This window comes from Brachyspira sp. G79 (genome assembly GCF_002379365.1).
In the GTDB taxonomy this organism is placed as follows: domain Bacteria; phylum Spirochaetota; class Brachyspiria; order Brachyspirales; family Brachyspiraceae; genus Brachyspira.
Genome location: NZ_JQIU01000009.1, coordinates 68,621 through 86,988 on the forward strand (window position 1 = coordinate 68,621; position 18,368 = coordinate 86,988).

General features: G+C 27.6%; 11 protein-coding genes and 3 pseudogenes. 6 read left to right on the forward strand and 8 right to left on the reverse strand.

Annotated elements, in window-relative coordinates:
- The 5 genes and pseudogenes from KQ44_RS13300 to KQ44_RS13320 all read right to left on the reverse strand — a co-directional run.
- Window positions 1–501 (reverse strand): annotated as a pseudogene (locus KQ44_RS13300) (hypothetical protein); the annotation flags it as partial.
- Between the two features lie 119 nt (window positions 502–620).
- A complete protein-coding gene (locus KQ44_RS13305; protein WP_096737863.1) occupies window positions 621–998 on the reverse strand; it encodes a copper homeostasis protein in 378 nt (125 codons plus the stop codon).
- 117 nt (window positions 999–1,115) lie between these two features.
- Window positions 1,116–2,639, reverse strand: a complete 1,524-nt coding sequence (lysS, locus tag KQ44_RS13310) for a lysine--tRNA ligase (protein WP_096737864.1) — start codon at window positions 2,637–2,639, stop codon at window positions 1,116–1,118.
- 437 nt (window positions 2,640–3,076) lie between these two features.
- Window positions 3,077–5,077 carry a UvrD-helicase domain-containing protein gene (locus KQ44_RS13315; protein WP_096737865.1) on the reverse strand — a complete coding sequence of 667 codons (2,001 nt, stop codon included), beginning with the start codon at window positions 5,075–5,077 and terminating at the stop codon, window positions 3,077–3,079.
- Window positions 5,078–5,314: 237 nt separating this feature from the next.
- Window positions 5,315–6,178 carry an Rpn family recombination-promoting nuclease/putative transposase gene (locus tag KQ44_RS13320; RefSeq protein WP_096737866.1) on the reverse strand — a complete coding sequence of 288 codons (864 nt, stop codon included), beginning with the start codon at window positions 6,176–6,178 and terminating at the stop codon, window positions 5,315–5,317.
- Between the two features lie 467 nt (window positions 6,179–6,645).
- On the opposite strand from KQ44_RS13320, the gene KQ44_RS13325 reads away from it, so the two are divergent.
- From KQ44_RS13325 to KQ44_RS13350, 6 genes and pseudogenes are all read left to right on the forward strand, one after another.
- The gene (locus KQ44_RS13325) at window positions 6,646–7,116 is read left to right on the forward strand and encodes a GyrI-like domain-containing protein (RefSeq protein WP_096737867.1); all 471 of its coding nucleotides are present in this window, start codon (window positions 6,646–6,648) and stop codon (window positions 7,114–7,116) included.
- Window positions 7,117–7,145: 29 nt separating this feature from the next.
- The gene (gene rdgB, locus KQ44_RS13330; RefSeq protein ID WP_096737868.1) at window positions 7,146–7,739 is read left to right on the forward strand and encodes an RdgB/HAM1 family non-canonical purine NTP pyrophosphatase; all 594 of its coding nucleotides are present in this window, start codon (window positions 7,146–7,148) and stop codon (window positions 7,737–7,739) included.
- Window positions 7,740–8,255: 516 nt separating this feature from the next.
- On the forward strand, window positions 8,256–8,780 hold the full coding sequence (locus KQ44_RS13335; RefSeq protein WP_096737869.1) for a hypothetical protein: 525 nt from the start codon (window positions 8,256–8,258) through the stop codon (window positions 8,778–8,780).
- A gap of 33 nt (window positions 8,781–8,813) precedes the next feature.
- Window positions 8,814–10,484 (forward strand): carbon starvation protein A, encoded by a 1,671-nt coding sequence (locus KQ44_RS13340; protein WP_096737870.1) that lies wholly within the window; start codon window positions 8,814–8,816, stop codon window positions 10,482–10,484.
- A 143-nt stretch (window positions 10,485–10,627) separates the two neighbouring features.
- On the forward strand, window positions 10,628–11,050 hold the full coding sequence (locus KQ44_RS13345) for a hypothetical protein (protein WP_026364423.1): 423 nt from the start codon (window positions 10,628–10,630) through the stop codon (window positions 11,048–11,050).
- 48 nt (window positions 11,051–11,098) lie between these two features.
- Window positions 11,099–13,956, forward strand: a pseudogene (locus KQ44_RS13350) (tetratricopeptide repeat protein).
- 634 nt (window positions 13,957–14,590) lie between these two features.
- Here KQ44_RS13350 and KQ44_RS13355 read toward each other — a convergent pair.
- The 3 genes and pseudogenes from KQ44_RS13355 to KQ44_RS13365 form a co-directional block, all read right to left on the reverse strand.
- The gene (locus KQ44_RS13355; protein ID WP_013114676.1) at window positions 14,591–14,914 is read right to left on the reverse strand and encodes a cupin domain-containing protein; all 324 of its coding nucleotides are present in this window, start codon (window positions 14,912–14,914) and stop codon (window positions 14,591–14,593) included.
- An 89-nt stretch (window positions 14,915–15,003) separates the two neighbouring features.
- Window positions 15,004–17,685, reverse strand: coding sequence for a DNA mismatch repair protein MutS (mutS, locus tag KQ44_RS13360; RefSeq protein ID WP_096737871.1), 2,682 nt, complete (start codon window positions 17,683–17,685; stop codon window positions 15,004–15,006).
- A 308-nt stretch (window positions 17,686–17,993) separates the two neighbouring features.
- A pseudogene (locus tag KQ44_RS13365) lies at window positions 17,994–18,368 on the reverse strand (ankyrin repeat domain-containing protein); the annotation flags it as partial.

Here is an 18,368-nt window from a genome sequence, read left to right on the forward strand (position 1 = left end):
TGATATTTCTATAATAGTATATTCTTCAGCATTATAATGACCTGTTTTTGTGATGAGTTTTAGTATAACAGTATCATTAGTATTAACATCTAAAACAGAAGCTATTGATTTACTTATTATTATAGAATTACTTGAATCAAAATTTTCTACTGTTTCATTCTTTAATATATCAAAAACTTCATTATCATTTTTTACATCGATACCGTTTATAACAATCTCTTCTTCTCCTATATACGATATAAGACTAGCACGATATTTAAGTCTCGCAGTTATTGGACTTGATTTAAATATTTCTTTTAATTTATTAACCTTATCTTTATAATCATATATATAGTATTCATCTAAAGCATAATCTCTTAAGTTTTTATAATTTGTATTCATTATATTAATATAGCTTAAAGATGTATCAGTATCTTTATTAAAATAATAATTTATAGTTAAAAATGCTGTTAAAGTTATTATTATAGATACTATTAATGTTAATATATTACTCTTTATCATAATTTACCTATTATCCAATACAAAAATTATTTAATTTTTATGATTATATCTTAATAAGCATTTTTGTAAATAGTAAATATTATTTTTTGATAATGGTACATTTTTTATTAAAAAATAAATTATAATAATGAAGAAGCCCTGTTAGTGTCAAACAAGATAATTTTTGTAACTATAAAAAATGTTTCTGTAGTATTTTTTTCTCTGCCTTCTCTCTCTTCTAAATATCCTTCAGCTTTCAGATAAACTTTTGTAGGACCTTCAAAATTAAAACTTAAAAACTCTCTTTCAAGATTATAATATTCTCCTTCAGTTGGAATCTGATAATTGCTTGAAGAAGCATAATCAATAAAATATGATGAGCCTGTGAGACATATAAAATCTCCCTCAAATACTTTATATTCTCTTGGTTTATTATTTAATTTTGAATTATTTTTATTACTACAATTACTAAAAGAAAATAAAAGAGTAACAATAAAAACAAAATAAACTATTTTCATTTTTTATCCTTTTCATATTTTAATATTCACTTTATTATATATAATAACATATTAAATAATAAAAAAGGAATACCAAAAATGATATTCCTTTTAATTATTTTCAATAACAATTTGTTATTACTGATCTGATTTTCTCATCTGAGGGAAAAGAATAGTATCTCTAATACTAGCAGCATTCAAGAATAATATAGCCATTCTGTCAATACCTATTCCAAGCCCGCCTGTAGGAGGAAGTCCGTATTCCAAAGCATTGATATAGTCTAAATCCATATCCATAGTTTCATCTTCGCCTCTTGCTTTTGCCTTTAACTGTTCTTCAAAACGTTCTTTTTGGTCTATTGGATCATTAAGTTCGCTAAAACCATTAGACAGCTCCATTCCACCTATAAATAGTTCGTATCTTTCTGTAATATCAGGATTATCAGGATATGATTTTGAAAGAGGAGAAACTGCCTTAGGATAATTAATAACAAATGTAGGCTGTATTAATTTTTCTTCTACTCTATCTTCAAATACAGAGACCATAACTTCCCATTTTGTAGGTTTAGTTTTTGAAGTATCTATTTCTACACCTATTGATTTTGCTTTTTCTATTGCTTCATCATCTGATTCTATTGCATTAAAATCAAGTCCTGAATGTTCTTTAACCAAATCTGCCATAGGAACCCTTGCAAATGGAGGCTTAAAATTAATCTCATAATCTTTATACACTGAAGTATATTTTCCATTTAGTTTATAGCATACTTTAGAAAAAACATCTTCTACCAATTCCATAACCTTATAAAAGTTGGCATATGCCATATACGCTTCCATCATAGTAAACTCTGGATTATGCCTTGTAGATATTCCCTCATTGCGGAAATTTCTATTAAGTTCAAATACTCTGTCAAAACCGCCCACTACTAATCTTTTTAAATAAAGCTCTGGTGCTATTCTAAGATAAAGAGTCATATCCAAAGTATTATGATGCGTAACAAAAGGTTTTGCCTTAGCTCCGCCTATAAGAGGATGCATCATAGGAGTTTCTACTTCTAAAAAATTATGCTCTATCATTACTTCTCTTATAGCTGATATCATTTTTGAACGTTTGATAAATGCCTCTTTTACATCATCATTCATTATCAAATCAACATATCTTTGTCTGTAGCGAAGTTCTGTATCTGTAAGCCCATGAAATTTTTCTGGAAGAGGATTAAGAGATTTAGTAAGAAGTTTTAATTCGCTTGCATATATTGTTATCTCTCCAGTTTTAGTTTTAAAAACTGTACCTTTAATGCCTACTATATCGCCTATATCGATTAACTTTTTAAATACTGTATTATAAAACTCATCGCCTACCTTATCTCTTTGTATATAAGCCTGAATAGTACCCTGAGAATCTTTTATAGTTAAAAATGAAGATTTACCCATTACTCTGTAAAGCATAATTCTTCCAGCAATGGATACCTCTGTCTGATTCTTTTCTAATTCATCAAATTTTTCTGCTATATCATGAGACTTATAAGTTACATCATAGCTATTTGGAAAAGGATTAATACCCATATTCCTTAATGTGTTTAATTTCTCTTTTCTGTTTTCTTTTTCTGCACTAGTATTTTTTTCATTTTGCGTATTTTCAGAATTATTTTGATTTTCTGACATTAAATTATCCCTCTCAAATTATTTGTTATTTGTAATGAAAATAACATTAAAAATGTTCTATAACTATATATTAAAAATAAAAAAAATTCTATAGAAAAAATCCTAAAATATATAATGAATTTTTTTAGTTTTTTATTCAAGTATTACATCAGCACTCCATACATAACGGTACTTCCTTCGGCAGCAAAAGAAGCGGTGGTACAACTGTGTCGAAAAGACTGCATTTGACGATTCTGTAGAGCGTATGCGGCGGGAAAAAATTGAATAAAAAAGTTGACAAACTTAAAAATTTTCAGTATATTTTATTTAAAATTCGCTTTAAGTGTACTTTGTAAAACTACGCTTCTTTTACAGTTATAAAAAGATATGTATATCTGCAAACGGAGTGTATTTGATTCAATAATTAAAAAGGTTTTTATTTTAATGCGTATCAGTTATTATTTATTTTCTGATCTTAAAGATGCTTTTAAATTTGAGAAAAACTCCTCTTCATTCATAGCCATTTCTTCAGGCAGATTTTTACTCATTTCTTCTAAAAATATAGAAGGAGTGCATTCTACTTTTTTTCCCATTTTAGTTCTGCTTCTGCAGTATGTTAGAGTTAAATGTTTTTTAGCCCTTGTCATAGCAACATAACAAAGACGCCTTTCTTCTTCTATTCCCATTTCATCAGATGAGCTTTTATGATGAGGCATAATACCATCTTCCATACCGCATATATAAACATAAGGAAACTCTAATCCTTTAGCGGCATGTATACTCATTAGCATAATGCCTTTCTTTTTTTCTTCATCATCATTTTGCTCTTCTATACTCATAAGAAGTATTCTGTCTAAATAATTTTTTAAAGTAGCATTTTTATTAGACTTTTCATATTCAAGTATACCGTTCATAAGAGATTCAACGTTTTCCATTTTCTTAGCTCCCTGCTCTTTTGTATCGCTAGAGTTTAATACTTCATTATGATATGCTATAACATCTAAAAACTTATTTATATTTTCATAAAGTTTAGGTCGTTCAATATCATTTTTATCAACTGTAAATAAATTATGATAATGTTCTATAATCTCAAGAAAATCTTTTATGCCAGATTTAGCTTTAGGTGATATTTCCTCAATACTTTCATAATTAAGCAAAGTTTGATATAAGGATACTCCATTTTTTATACTTGTTTCATTAAGATTGTTTATTGCAACAGCTCCTATTCCTCTTTTAGGTATATTTATAACTCTAAGAAGAGAAACCTCGTCTTCAGGATTAACAAACAAATTAAGATATGCTAATATATCCTTAATCTCTTTACGTTCATAAAATTGAAAAGCACCTACCACCGTATAAGGAAGTCCCCTAAGTCTGAAAGCCTCTTCAAAAAGTCTTGACTGGGCATTCATTCTAAAAAGAACAGCAAAGTCTTCATAATTTAATCTTTTACTTATAGAATAATTAATAATAGAATCTGCTACAAACTGAGCCTCTTCTCTTTCATCTTCGCATGGCATTATTGTAGGAGGTATTCCTTCATCACCTTCTGCTACAACTTCTTTATTTTTTCTTTGAGTATTATTACTTATTACAGAATGTGCTGCTTCAAGTATAGCCTTTGTACTTCTATAATTTTTTGTAAGAGTTACTATTTTAGCATCAGGATACTCATTTTCAAAAGAAAGTATATTTGATACATCAGCTCCTCTAAATGCATATATACTCTGATCATCATCACCAACAACAGCAATATTTCTGTATTTTGATGCTAAAAGGCTTGTAAGTTTATACTGGGCAAAATTAGTATCCTGATATTCATCAACCATAATATATCTGAATCTTTCTTGATATTTATTAAGAACTTCTGGAAACTCTATATATAAATCTATTGTTAAATTAATAAGATCATTAAAATCAACAGCATTATATCCTTTTAAATAGTTCTGATAAACTTCATATACTCTTTTTGCTTGTTTTTCGAGATCATCATGAGGCTCTACCTCATAAGGCTTCATTAGATTATTTTTAAATCTGTCAATATACCAAGCGAATAAATTTTCATCATAATTTAGAGTATTAATCTTTATTTCTCTTAAAATATTACGTATAAGAGTTCTGCTGTCAGATGAAGAATATATACTAAAATTATTTTTATATCCTAATTTTTCAATATCGCCTTTTAATACTCTTACGCAGAATGAGTGAAAGGTGCTTACTACTAATTGTTTCGGTTTTTCCTTTAATAGTTTTGTTATACGCTCACGCATTTCTGAAGCTGCTTTATTTGTGAATGTAACAGCAAGTATCTGACTAGGAAGAACTCCATGTTTTATTAAATATGCTATTCTCTCTGTAATAACTCTAGTTTTTCCGCTTCCAGCACCTGCTAATGCAAGTAATGGTCCGTTTATATGTTCTACTGCCTGTTTTTGTTCTTCATTTAACATTAATGCCATAGTTTTTTATTACCTCTCATTTTGAAGAGTTATTATATACCATATTGAAATAATGTAAAATTCTTAATGAGTACATTTTTTAATAGATTTGTTTGAAAACTAAATTTTTGATACTTATAAGTTTTTAATTTAGTATTTTTATAATAATGGTAAACAAAGCCCGTTTTTATTTGTCCAATAAATTTTAGACCAAATTTGATAATTTACAATAATATACTAATTTTAGCGTTAATTTTATTATAATTTCTCTATTTCTTCTATACTCAAACCTGTATTTCTACTTATAAACTCTAAATTCATACCAGATGTTTTTAAACTTTTTGCTATTATTTTCTGCTGTTCAAACTTTCCTTTTTCTATACCTTCATTAAAACCTTTTTCTCTTTCTCTCTTCATAGTATCTTTATAAAAGTATTCATCTATTTCTTTTTTTCTGTAGGCATCTAATAAAGGATTATCTGATATAAAAGATTTACATCTTCTTTCTACTTCATTAAAAATGGTATTCTCTTTTATCAAATTTTCCATACTTTCACCCCCATTAAAAAATTTAAACCAACTATTTAAATCTGTTTTTAAAGAATTATTATTATTAAATTTGGGTAATTCTAAAAAGTGAAGCTGACAATGATCTGTTAATATTTTATTATGTTTTAATTCTTTTATTACATAACAAGTATGACAATCTTCTATATCATATGATAATATAAAATTTAAAATATTAATGCTTATGACAGGGCATAATTTTTTATAATCTTCACCTTTATTTAAAGTAAGACTATAACCGTTTGCCCAATAAAAAAGAACTCTATTGGCAAAAGATTCATTTCCTTGAAGTTGTATTTCTATCATCACTATTTCACCAGTATCAGTTTCACATTTTATATCTACAATGGATTCTTTGCTATTTAAATATTTTTGCAAATTGAATGGATTAAGTATTTCTAATTTAATAAATGTACTGAAATTTAAATTATTCATAGCAGAATTAATAAAATTTAAAACTATATTCTCATTACCTAAATTTGAAAATAAATACCTTACAAAACAATCATTTTTCTTATTAAGAGTATCAATAGTAATAATTTCATTTTCTTTCATAATCTAAATTATACTAAATTATAATTTAAAAGTCAAAGTTTTTATCATTCGGATACGCTTCTAGAAAAGTATAAATGTAAAAATAATACCAAATAGTACTAATTATGTTTTATATGTAGGATACATTATTAAATTTAGTATAAAATATAGCCTTTCGCTGCCGAAGGCACACAGAGCAGGCTGTCTGTGCGGCACACCAAATACGAATAGCATCACAAAATAAGTTGTGGTTTTGCGTAGGTATTCATGTAGGCATTATGTGCACTTCCCAGCAAAGCTCTGCAAATATACAAATTTAAAAAATATATTTTTTACAAATTGTAGTTGTTTATGTATATATAAAATTATAGCGTATATTATAGATTTAATTTGTTTTTTCAAAATATTAAAAAATTAACATTATATAAACTAATAAATTTTTAGAATATATGTTATTATATTTTTATATAATTTAGGAGATAAACTTTATGGATATAGAGATAGTAAAAAAAGAAGATTTTGAAGTGGTGGGAAAAGTAGCTTCTGGAGAAAGTGAAAAACATTCTCAGTGGGTTCTTCCTCTTTGGCAGAATTTTAATAAGAACATAAAAGAAATAATTAATTTGGTTAAAGTTGATGAAAATAATAATTTGGCTGGTATATGGGGAATAATGAATGATATGGAGGATAGTTTTGCTCCTTGGGGAGAAATGGGTAAATATATGGCTGGAGTTGAGGTTAAAGAAAACTCGGTTCCTCCTAAAGGCTGGGTAAAGTGGAGTATTAAAGGCGGTAAGTTTATTAGAGTAAAATGCAATATAGCAAATTATAGTGAAATATTTAATAGTATAGTTGAGAATTATGCCCCTAAAAACGGATATATTATAATAGGCAATGTTATGGAATATTATATTCCAAATAGTAAAGATTTTTATTTGTTTTTTAATATTAAAGATTAATAATTAAAGTATTTTATAGGGATATTAATATGTTGAATAAATTGGTAATAGCAACAGCAAACAAACATAAATTAAAAGAAATAGAATCTATATTCAAAGGTAGTGTTATAAAAGAAATACTGCCCATGCCTTCAGGTATTGGAGAGATAATAGAAGATGGAAATACATTTATGGAAAACTCTATTATAAAGGCTAAAGCTGTATATAATTTCACAAAATTTCCATCTCTAGCAGATGATTCAGGACTTTGTGTTAATGCTTTAGACGGGCGTCCAGGTATATTTTCAGCTAGATACGGCGGAGAAAATTTAGGCTATATGGAAAAAATGCAGATGCTTTTAGAGGAACTAAAAAATAAAGATGATAGAAGTGCATATTTCATAACTTCAGCTATATGTGTATTAGATGATAATTATTATATAGCAGTTGAAGGCAGAGTTGATGGCATAATAATAGAAAATCCAAGAGGTTTTGATGGATTTGGATATGACCCTATATTTCAGCCTGATGGATATAATGTTACATATGCTGAAATGAATTTAGAAGAGAAAAATTCTATGAGCCATAGATCATTAGCTATGAATAAAATGAAAAATATTTTATCAAGTATTTATCATAGTTAGAATAGGATTGTTTCAATAATAAATATTTATATTATTTTTTTTATTTTTATGATTAAGGCTTTGATTCCCTTTGTGTCTGTTTATTGAAAGAATGTATAATTATATATTATTAATATTATATTATATTATATTATATTATATTTAAAACAAAAATATCTAAAAAATCGCTATAAATAAAATTTATTATATATTTAATACTAAATGTATAATAATTTTAACATGTCTATTATATAAATAAATTTTAAATCAGTTCTGATAATAAATATAAAAAAATCTATAAATAATGATATTTTTATATACTAATAGACAAAAAATATTAATAAGCTCTTGACAATAGACAATTACTACATACAATATTTATCATGTATAAATACTATAATATTAATTTACGATGTTATTTTACAATATTATGCTATTTAATATTATATACTAAGTAATAATAAATTCTAATTGGTATGTATAAAAACTTGACAATGGAAAAAATCTTTATATAATATATAGCATGGAGAAATTAACATGGCTAAACTTCACATCGATAATGAAAATGTAAAAAAATACATATTCAATGTTTCAGAAAAATTGATGAGACATTTTGATTTAGAATATGAAATTGATAAAGAAGATGAGTATTTTGATCTTTATGCTTTTCATAGGAATGACTTTTTTAAATCATTTATAACAAAATCTACAGTATATGAAGGTTACTCAGTATTTGAGCATATGCTTTTAAGATTTATAAAAGAGTTAAAGAATGAAGACATAGAAAAATTTCAGGAGATGTTAATTAGACTAACTCCCATACTTTCTAACCCTAATAAATTTCATAAAAGAAGTGTAATTACAGGAATATTAGTAACAGAAAGCCCATTAGAAAAAGAATGGGAGAAAATGGTTAAAAAGTTTTTTTATAAGGTTAATTACAAATTATTATTTCATGGCTGGTCAGAGACACAATATGCTATAGTTTCTATGACAGATAAAAATGTATACTTACCTAAAATGCGTAAGAAAGAGTTAAAACTTCTTCTTTCGGATTTTTAGGAGGTTATAAAACAAATAAAAAAGGAGATAAAAATGAATGCTTTCATTCTTCTATTGTTAGGTATGGTCATATTTTTCATAGCCTACATAACTTACGGATCATACTTAGCAAAAAAATGGGGAATAGACCCTGGTAAAAAAACACCTGCTCATACTCTTAATGACGGTAAAGACTATGTACCAACAGACGCTAAAGTATTGTTGGGACACCACTTTTCATCAATAGCTGGAGCTGGTCCTATTACAGGTCCTATTATCGCCACTATGTTCGGCTGGCTTCCTGTATATTTGTGGATTATATTCGGATGTGTATTTTTTGGCGGCGTACATGATTATGGTTCATTGGTTGCTTCTTTAAGACATGAAGGTAAATCTATTGGAGAAGTTATAAGACACAATGTAAGCCAAAAGGGTAAAATAATGTTTACTCTTTATGCATTTATTACTATTTGTTTGGTAGTAGCTGCTTTCTTAGACATTACTGCTGGTACTTTTGCTGTCAATGTTGATAATGCTAGAGAATCTGCTGCTGCTGGTACTGCTAGTATGCTTTTCATTGTTTTGGCTTTATTATTTGGATTTTTAGTTTACAGAAGAGGTGCTGGTGTTGCTGTTTCTACAATCATCGGGGTTGTATTATTAGCTGCTATTATTTTCATTTCTGATAAATTCCCATTCTTAGCTTTAGAAAAAATACATTGGCAAATAATATTAGTTATTTACATAATATTAGCTTCTTTAATGCCTGTATGGATATTATTACAGCCTAGAGACTATTTATCATCATTCTTACTTTATGCTATGGTAATAGGTGGTGTTGTTGGTTTGGTAATAATGAGACCTGCTATACAAACTCCTGCTTTTACTAGCTTTATGCCTAGCGAAGGTAACTACTTGTTCCCTATATTATTCATTACTGTTGCCTGCGGTGCTATATCAGGCTTCCATGCTCTTGTAAGTTCTGGTACTAGTGCTAAACAGCTTAATAGTGAAAAAGATGCAAAATTAGTAGGATACGGTGCTATGCTTATTGAAGGTATAGTTGCTATAGTTGCTTTAATGAGTGTTTCTGCTGTTGCTGGAAACGGAGAAGGTACTCCAGCTGCTAGATTTGCTACAGGTGTTGCTACTTTCATGACTTCTTTCGGAGTTCCATTGAGTATGGGTAAAACTTTCGTTACTTTGGCATTTGCTTCTTTTGCTTTAACTTCATTAGACAGTGCTACTCGTATAGGAAGATACTTAATACAGGAATTAGGCGAATACACTTCTGCTGACGGAAGAGTACATAAAACTATACTTACAAATCCTTATGTAGCTACTGGTATTACTGTATTAGTTTCTTTAGGATTTACTCTTTATGGTTATGCTAGAATTTGGCCTATATTCGGAAGTGCTAACCAATTATTAGCTGGATTATCTTTGCTTGCTGTTGCTGCTTGGATAAAAAACAGACAAAAAAGAAATTCTTGGGAAAACATTATCCCTCTAACATTCATGTTTGCTGTTACTCTTTCAGCTTTATGTTTGGTAGTATATACTAACGTTATGAAAGCTAGTTTCGATGGATATGTATTAGCTGCTATAGCTGCTATTATGATAATATTGGCTGTTGTTGAGCTATTCATCACAGGTCAATGGGCTCGCGGATTATCTAAAAAAGAAGCTGCTTCAAACCCTAATGATCCTATTAAAAACAAATAATTTTTAATAATATTAAATAATATCTAGCCCCTTTCATAAATATATTTATGGAAGGGGATTTTTTTAGTCTAATTAAAATTTTATCTTTGTCGATATAATATATGTATTATATTCTAAATAAAGGTGAAATATTTTCTAATATTATGTCTAGTAAAAAATTTAAACTCAAAGAAGAAAAAGCAATATTTGCTGATATTAGGTCTGCTATATCAATAGCAATATTTGACAGTGAAATTAGTAATTATGACGGCAGTGTTGATACTGATGTAAGACGTGCTGTTATGTATAATAAAATAGTATTTGAAAATTTAGTGAAACGCTTATTTTCATATCAGGCAAGCAGAGAAGATAAAAAGGATAAATTAAAAGAACTTTCACTTATAAAAATGATAAAAAATGACACTTTATCATTATCAAAGGAAAGACTGTACTATATAGAAAATCCCGATGAAAAGACTTTTGAGTTTTTAAATGATGTTTTGGATAAAAATAAAAAGGTTAGGGGATATAGTGAGTATATACTTTACTCTCTATTTAATCATTATTTTGACTATATAAAAAATTGATAGTTTTAAATATTATCCTTTAAAATAAATAAAGAGGATTATATTATTATGAAAAAACTTCTTATAATATTTAGTATTTTTATATCATTATCATCATTATTCGCACAAAATGCTGCTCCTAATGATGAAAGAAATATAGATAGAGAATTTTATAATGCTGAAAAAACTTCTCTTCCAAAAAAAAATATAATTTTGCAAGAGAGGCTTTTCTTTTATATCTGAAAAGAAGACCATTATCTACAAATGACATGCTATACTACTATATAGGAGCATGTTATTTTCAAGATAAACAATATCAAAATGCAATAGATTATTATAAATTGGCTTTTGATATAAATGATTCTTATTCATACTGCAACAATATAGCAAACTCATACTATCAATTAAAAAATTACGAGGATGCTCTTCTTTGGTATAACAGATCTATTGAACGTCTTTATTCTCCATATACTACTAAATTAAATTATGAAGTTTTAACAAATTATACAGTTTCTCAAAATGTTGTAACTAATACGGTATTTATTTTTAACGTTGATGAAGTATCTTCAAATAATTCAATAACAAATTTATCATTAACTAATGAATTATCAACTGATACTTATTTGACTGCAGAATCTACTACTAATAATATGACTTCAGTATCAACTAATTCATCAGCTGAAAGCATTATATCTACTAATACTGCATCAACTAACACAATGTCTACCAACTATATATCAGATGCAATAAATAATCTTAATCAGGCAAATGAAAATATAAAAAATACTATAGATAATACATTTACAAAATTGCCTCTTTTTACAAATGTTGTTATTACAAATACATACACAAATAATTATGAGTTTACTAATACAACAGTAATATTTGAAGCAAATACTAATTTTAGCATTGAAGTTGTAGACCCTTTATCATCTTCAACTTCTCTTCCTCCAGACAGTGTTACTAATGAGGCAGGTGATTCAAATGCTGTTACTTTAAATACAAACTCTACTGTTACAGGCTCTACATATGTTATAACAGAAGAAAATCCATATACTGTAACAAATATAGTTGTAATGACTAATGTTATGGATACAAATGGTAATATGATAGAGATAAAAACTAATGTAGCCTCTGTTGATGAATATAACAGCTGGGCTTTATATTACAGTGCATATCTTAATATGGGGCATACTTTCCTAGCACTTGGAGAGATAACTAATGCTGCTATTTCATATGAGATATTTTTAACTAATGTAGGAAATGACTATTATCAAAAAGAATCATTAGAAAGAGTTATATCTCTTATAAGAAGCAATGATACATCTATAAAATTTATACCTTTTACAAATAATTATAGAGTAAATACTAATAATGACGGAAGTATAACTACAGAAAGTATATATCCAAATTTTGATTATGAAAGAGAGACTATATATCCTAATGGTGTTAGAATAATTTATGAAAACGGAAAAATAGAAAGAACAAAAATGTATTCAAATAATTATGAAGTTTCTGATACAATTTATCCATACGGAAAAAGAGAGATAGAAACTGTCTTTGAAAACGGTGATAAAAGGATAGAAACTTATATGATAGATAATTCTAAATCTATTAATACAAAAACTTCATCAGGCGATACTTATGAATATACTTTATACCAAGACGGTTCTTTTATAAATAGAAAAACTTTAGACAGCAATAAAGCATTTGTTGTAGAGAGATCTGACGGATCTATTACTACAAACTATAAAGATGATAACGGAGCATTTTTCTATACCAGAAGTTTGGACGGAACGGAAGTAAAAAGAACTGAAGATAATTATGGAAATATAGTAACAGAGACAAAACGTATTGACGGAGCTTTAATAGTAAAAACTGAAAATCCAGATGGAAGTTATGTTGTAGTTGCCAATTATATAGACGGCAGTATAGGAACTACAACTGTAGATACTAATGGCACAAGTAATTTAAAAGTAGTTTATCCAGACGGAAGAGTAGAAGAGAGAAACTCATCTGGAACAGGATCTGGTACATTCTCATATAATGTAAAAGCTGATGACGGAAGCATTATCACAAAAACATATAATGATGACGGATCTTTTACTGTTGTAACTAAAAAAGTTGATGGTACTGTTATTACTGACACAGTAGCTAATGATACTATAAGTGAAATAAAAATGCCTGACGGTACTGTTATAAAAAGAATAATAAGAGAAGATGGTTCAAGAGAGACTACAACTATTAATAGAGATTCAAGCACTGTAACTGAAGTTGTATCAGCAGATTCAAGCAGCATTACAACAACTGTAAAACCTAATGGAGATACAATAATAGTTACTAGAGATACTGCAGGCAATACAGAAACTATAGAAACTTTAGCTGATGGAAGTACTTCTACATCAAAAACTTATATTGATGGAAGAAGTTCACTAAATGAAGTAAGAGCTAATGGCGTTACTATAGATATGGAAAATGACGGAAGAAATAAAACAACTATAGCAAGAGATTCTGAAGGTTATGTTCTTGAAATGAAGCAGTATAGAAATGAAGACCCTGAAATAACATTGTTTGATGCTTTGGGAGAGACTGTTGATATTGAAACTGCCAAAATAGTTATAAGAAGAATGGATTTAAGTATTAAGGCAGAAGATATTAATAATCTTAAATTGCCTCCTAAAGAAGAAGAGCAATCAGCAGATGAAACAGTTACAAGTCCTACAGATGATAATACAACTGATATTACAATAGATGAAACAGATGCAGGTGATACTGCCGCAGATGAAACAATAACAGAAGAAGAAACAACTGCTACTGATGCTACAACAGCAGAAGACACGGCAGCAAATGAAACTACATCTGATACTGTTTCAGAATATACAACGTCTAATGATACAGCAGAAAATAATACGGACGCTGTAAATTAAATAGCACTAAAAACTATATACCACTTTAAAACATAAATTATTTTAAGAGCTATGATTTGTCATGGCTCTTTTTATTTGAAAAAATTATATATGCTTATATCTTTATACAATAAACTTTGTTTCAAAATTAATTTTATTTATAATTGATTGTGCTATTCCAAAAAAATAACAAAGACATAAGAATTATTTTTGACATTCAGTATATACTAAATTTTTTATTTAATTTTTTTGAATCCCGCCGCACACCATACTTAATAGTACTTCCTTCGGTCACAGGCGGACTTAGTCAAAGAAACTTATATCCTCGACAAGCTCGGATACGCTTCGCGAAAGTGCAAGTAAAAAAATAATACTAAATAGTACTAATTATGTTTTATATGTATAATAAATTACTTGTTTTGTATAATAATAGGTAATCAGCCGCATGTATTGTTGATATTTGATGAGAATAAACAATACAGTGCGAGAATGTTCCCTGTGCTCATGAAGCGTCCCGAACAAATATGAAGTATATCCTGAGGTTGACAAAATAAAGTTGTTCCAATATATAAATAATTTGTCAGAGAATATTAAACAATCGTTATGAATTTATTTAAACTTATAGTCAATAATTATTAAAAATATTTATAGCAAATTAAATAAAAACTAAAAGTAAATTTGAAATACCATTTTCTGCAATGCCTATCATAGAATGCACAGAATGCGGTCTTACTCTTATAATATCGCCTTCTTCTAAATCTACAATTTCTTCTTCTACCACATATCTTACTTTACCTTTTAATACTATTACCATTTCTTCAGAAGGGTGTTCATGATAGGGTATAAGCTGATTAGATTTTTGGGCTATTGCATAAACTGTGTATCCTTTATCCGATAAAGTCTCTATTAATCTTTCATCATCCTTTACACAGTCAAATTCTCTTTCAGTTGTTGATTTGTAATAGTATTGTTCAGTCATTGTACACCTCATTATTATAATATAATTTCGGCTTATAAATCATAAAATTGAATTTATATAAGAAACACATTTTTATAAAATTTGTATTTCTATATCATATTTTTCCATTTATTAATCAAATTTATCGCATCAATAGGGGTAATATTATTTATGTTTAAATCTTTTATTTCTTTTTCTATTTCGCTTTCTTTTATTTTTTCTTCTATTATGCTATCATTATCTGTATTATCATAAAATGGAAGAATATCTTTTGATTTCTGAGTATTTAATTCTATATTTTCAACCTGTATGCCAGCCTCTGCTTCAAGTTTTTTTAATATTTCACTTGCTCTTTTTATAACCTTATTAGGGGCACCTGCTATTTTTGCGGCATATATTCCGTAGCTTGACTCTGCCGCTCCTTCTGTAACTTTTTTCATAAATATTATTTCATCTTTATATTCTTCTACTAATACTTTATAGTTTTTAACACCTTCTAAATCTTCAAGCATAGTAAGTTCATGGTAATGCGTAGCAAATAAAGTTTTAGCTTTTTTATTTTCTTCATGAACCAAATATTCCACTATGGCCCAAGCAATAGAAAGCCCGTCATATGTGGAAGTACCCCTTCCTATCTCATCCATTATAACAAGGCTTTTGTCAGTACAATGATTAAGTATATATGCTGTTTCATTCATCTCTACTAAAAATGTACTCTCACCTCTTGCTATATTGTCGCTTGCACCAACACGAGTAAATATTCTATCAACTATAGATATTTTAGCACTTGCGGCAGGTACAAATGATCCAATCTGAGCCATAAGCACTATCAAAGCAGTTTGTCTTAAATATGTACTTTTACCGCTCATATTAGGTCCTGTAATTATAAGCATATGTTCTTTTTTGCTGTCTAAATATGTATCATTTGGAATGAAACTTTCTGTTTTTAGATTAACTTCTACAACTGGGTGTCTTCCTTCTTTTATATCTATTATTCCGTCATCTGTTATTATTGGCTTAACGTAATTATCTTCTTTAGCGAGACAGGCAAGAGAAGAATATACATCTATTATAGAAATTACTCTTGCCATTTTTAATATTGAGTTCAAATACTCATTTGTTTTATTTCTTATATCAATAAATATATCATACTCCAAAGCATAACTTTTTTCATTAGCTTCATTAATAATAGTTTCATACTCCATTAATTTGCTTGTGGTGTATCTTTCACTTCCTATTAGTGTTTGTCTTTTTATAAAATCGCTTGGTACTGATGAGGCATTTGCTTTGGTTACTTCTATATAATAGCCTATAACATTATTGTAGCGTATTTTTAAATTATTAATTCCAGTATCTAATTTATAATTATGTTCAAGTTCTGAGATCCAAGATCGTCCCTCTCTTCTAGCTTCATTATATTTTTTTAATGTTTCATCATAATCATCTTTTATAATATCGCCTTCATTTATAACTATTTTAGGCTCTTCTAGTATGGCACGTTCTATCAAATCAGTAATTATTTTTATATCATTAACCTCTTCAAAGTTTACATCTTCAAAATTATTCATAGCAAGTTCTGTTATAATCTCAAGAGAAATTATTAAAAACCTTTTTAATGATACAAGCTCTTTTGGGTTAATCCTTGAAAGTGCTAGTTTTGATGCAAGCCTTTCTATATCTCCAATATCCTGAAGTAAATCTCTTATTTTATACATGAACTTTTGATTTTTATAAAAAAACTCTACATTATCAAGTCTTTTATTTATATCATCAATATTTAGTAAAGGCTCTACTATTATTCTTTTTAAATATCTTGCTCCCATAGAAGTTTTTGTTCTATCTATAGTGTCAAACAATGTCATTTTATTATTATCATTTCTTATTGTTTCTAATATTTCCAAACTTGCTATTGTGGCATAGTCTAAAGTCATTGAATCTCTTCTATTATATAGTGTAATATTAGATATATGTTCAAGAGAAGTTTTTGAAAGCTCCTGAATATAAAATATAGTTGAACCTAATAATGATATTAAAAGAGGTTTTTCTTCTATGCCGAAACTTTTTAATGATACTGTTTTAAAATGATTAGTTAAAGTCTTGTAGGCATAAGAATATTCCGCGGTATAATTTGCAGTTGTACTATAAAATATATTTGAAAACTTATTTTTTATTTCTTTTATAATTATACTTTCTGAAACTGATTCTATAGTCATAATCTCTTTTGGAGAAAATCTTATAATCTCCTCTGTAAGTTCATTAATAATTTCTTTTACAGCTTCATTTTGATTTTCTAAGTTAGAATTAATTTCTGCGGCATAAAGTTCACCTGTAGAAATATCGCATATAGATAAAGCTGCATTTTTCTCGCTTTTTGAAACTATTATAGAAGCCAGATAATTGTTGCTTTTTGATTCTAAATATTTATTTTCTGAAATAGTACCAGGTGTTATAACCTGAGTAACTTCTCTTTTTACAATTCCTTTTGCTGTTTTTGGATCTTCTATTTGATCGCATATAGCAATTTTCATTCCAGATTTAACTAATTTTGACAAATAATTGTCTATTGCATGATAAGGCACTCCAGCCATAGGTACATTTGCTCTTTTAGTGAGAGTAAGACCTAATATATCCGATACTACTTTTGCATCATCAAAAAATACCTCATAAAAATCACCCATTCTAAAAAGAAGTATACTATCATTATATTTATCTTTAATTTCTTTGTATTGTCTCATCATAGGTGTGAGTTTTTGATTTTCTTCTTTTTCGCTTCCAAAAAATGTTACTTGCATTATATTTATCCGTTTATAATTTTTGATTAGTATAATATATTTTTGTTCTTTAATCAAATTTGAATTTTATACGATTTATATAATCAAATTAATAGACTTGTTTCAAAACTAATTTTATTTATTAATTGTAGTGACTATCACAGTCGTACCTCAGTTCCTTTTCGTATAGATAAGATACATACTAGGTTGTGCCCCATACGAAGTACCATAAGGATAAAACTTTGATGAGGTTGCGGTAAAAAAGTTGATAATACATTTATAAAAATATAAAAATTGACAAAATATAATTGTTCGTGTATATACAAAAATTAATCAAACAAATAAGCCAAATAATGATCTTTATTGACATGTTCTTTTATATCATCTAAAGAAATAAATATTTTTTTATGCCCTTTATCTTTCATCAATATAATACCCGCTTCTGTTATAAGAAAAATTAAATTATCTATATTCTTATAAAAATTACTATTATATCTTTTTAATATCTCATCAGCATTATTAACAAAATCTTTAAAATAAGGACTTATTAATTTTTCATTATCTAAATCAATTATAAGCGATATATTATTTACTGTAAGATTATTATTAGCTTCTATTTTAGCAAATCTTTTATACACACATATTGTTTTATCATCTAAATACACTATATTATCAGCATTATAAAAATCTTTAAGTTTGTCATA

Excerpts from the sequence above, each read along its gene's own strand:
- KQ44_RS13305 (WP_096737863.1), bottom strand. The coding sequence starts at position 998 with ATGAAAATAGTTTATTTTGTTTTTATTGTTACTCTTTTATTTTCTTTT.
- lysS (WP_096737864.1), bottom strand. The coding sequence starts at position 2,639 with ATGTCAGAAAATCAAAATAATTCTGAAAATACGCAAAATGAAAAAAAT.
- KQ44_RS13315 (WP_096737865.1), bottom strand. The coding sequence starts at position 5,077 with ATGGCATTAATGTTAAATGAAGAACAAAAACAGGCAGTAGAACATATA.
- KQ44_RS13320 (WP_096737866.1), bottom strand. The coding sequence starts at position 6,178 with ATGAAAGAAAATGAAATTATTACTATTGATACTCTTAATAAGAAAAAT.
- KQ44_RS13325 (WP_096737867.1), top strand. The coding sequence starts at position 6,646 with ATGGATATAGAGATAGTAAAAAAAGAAGATTTTGAAGTGGTGGGAAAA.
- rdgB (WP_096737868.1), top strand. The coding sequence starts at position 7,146 with ATGTTGAATAAATTGGTAATAGCAACAGCAAACAAACATAAATTAAAA.
- KQ44_RS13335 (WP_096737869.1), top strand. The coding sequence starts at position 8,256 with ATGGCTAAACTTCACATCGATAATGAAAATGTAAAAAAATACATATTC.
- KQ44_RS13340 (WP_096737870.1), top strand. The coding sequence starts at position 8,814 with ATGAATGCTTTCATTCTTCTATTGTTAGGTATGGTCATATTTTTCATA.
- KQ44_RS13345 (WP_026364423.1), top strand. The coding sequence starts at position 10,628 with ATGTCTAGTAAAAAATTTAAACTCAAAGAAGAAAAAGCAATATTTGCT.
- KQ44_RS13355 (WP_013114676.1), bottom strand. The coding sequence starts at position 14,914 with ATGACTGAACAATACTATTACAAATCAACAACTGAAAGAGAATTTGAC.
- mutS (WP_096737871.1), bottom strand. The coding sequence starts at position 17,685 with ATGCAAGTAACATTTTTTGGAAGCGAAAAAGAAGAAAATCAAAAACTC.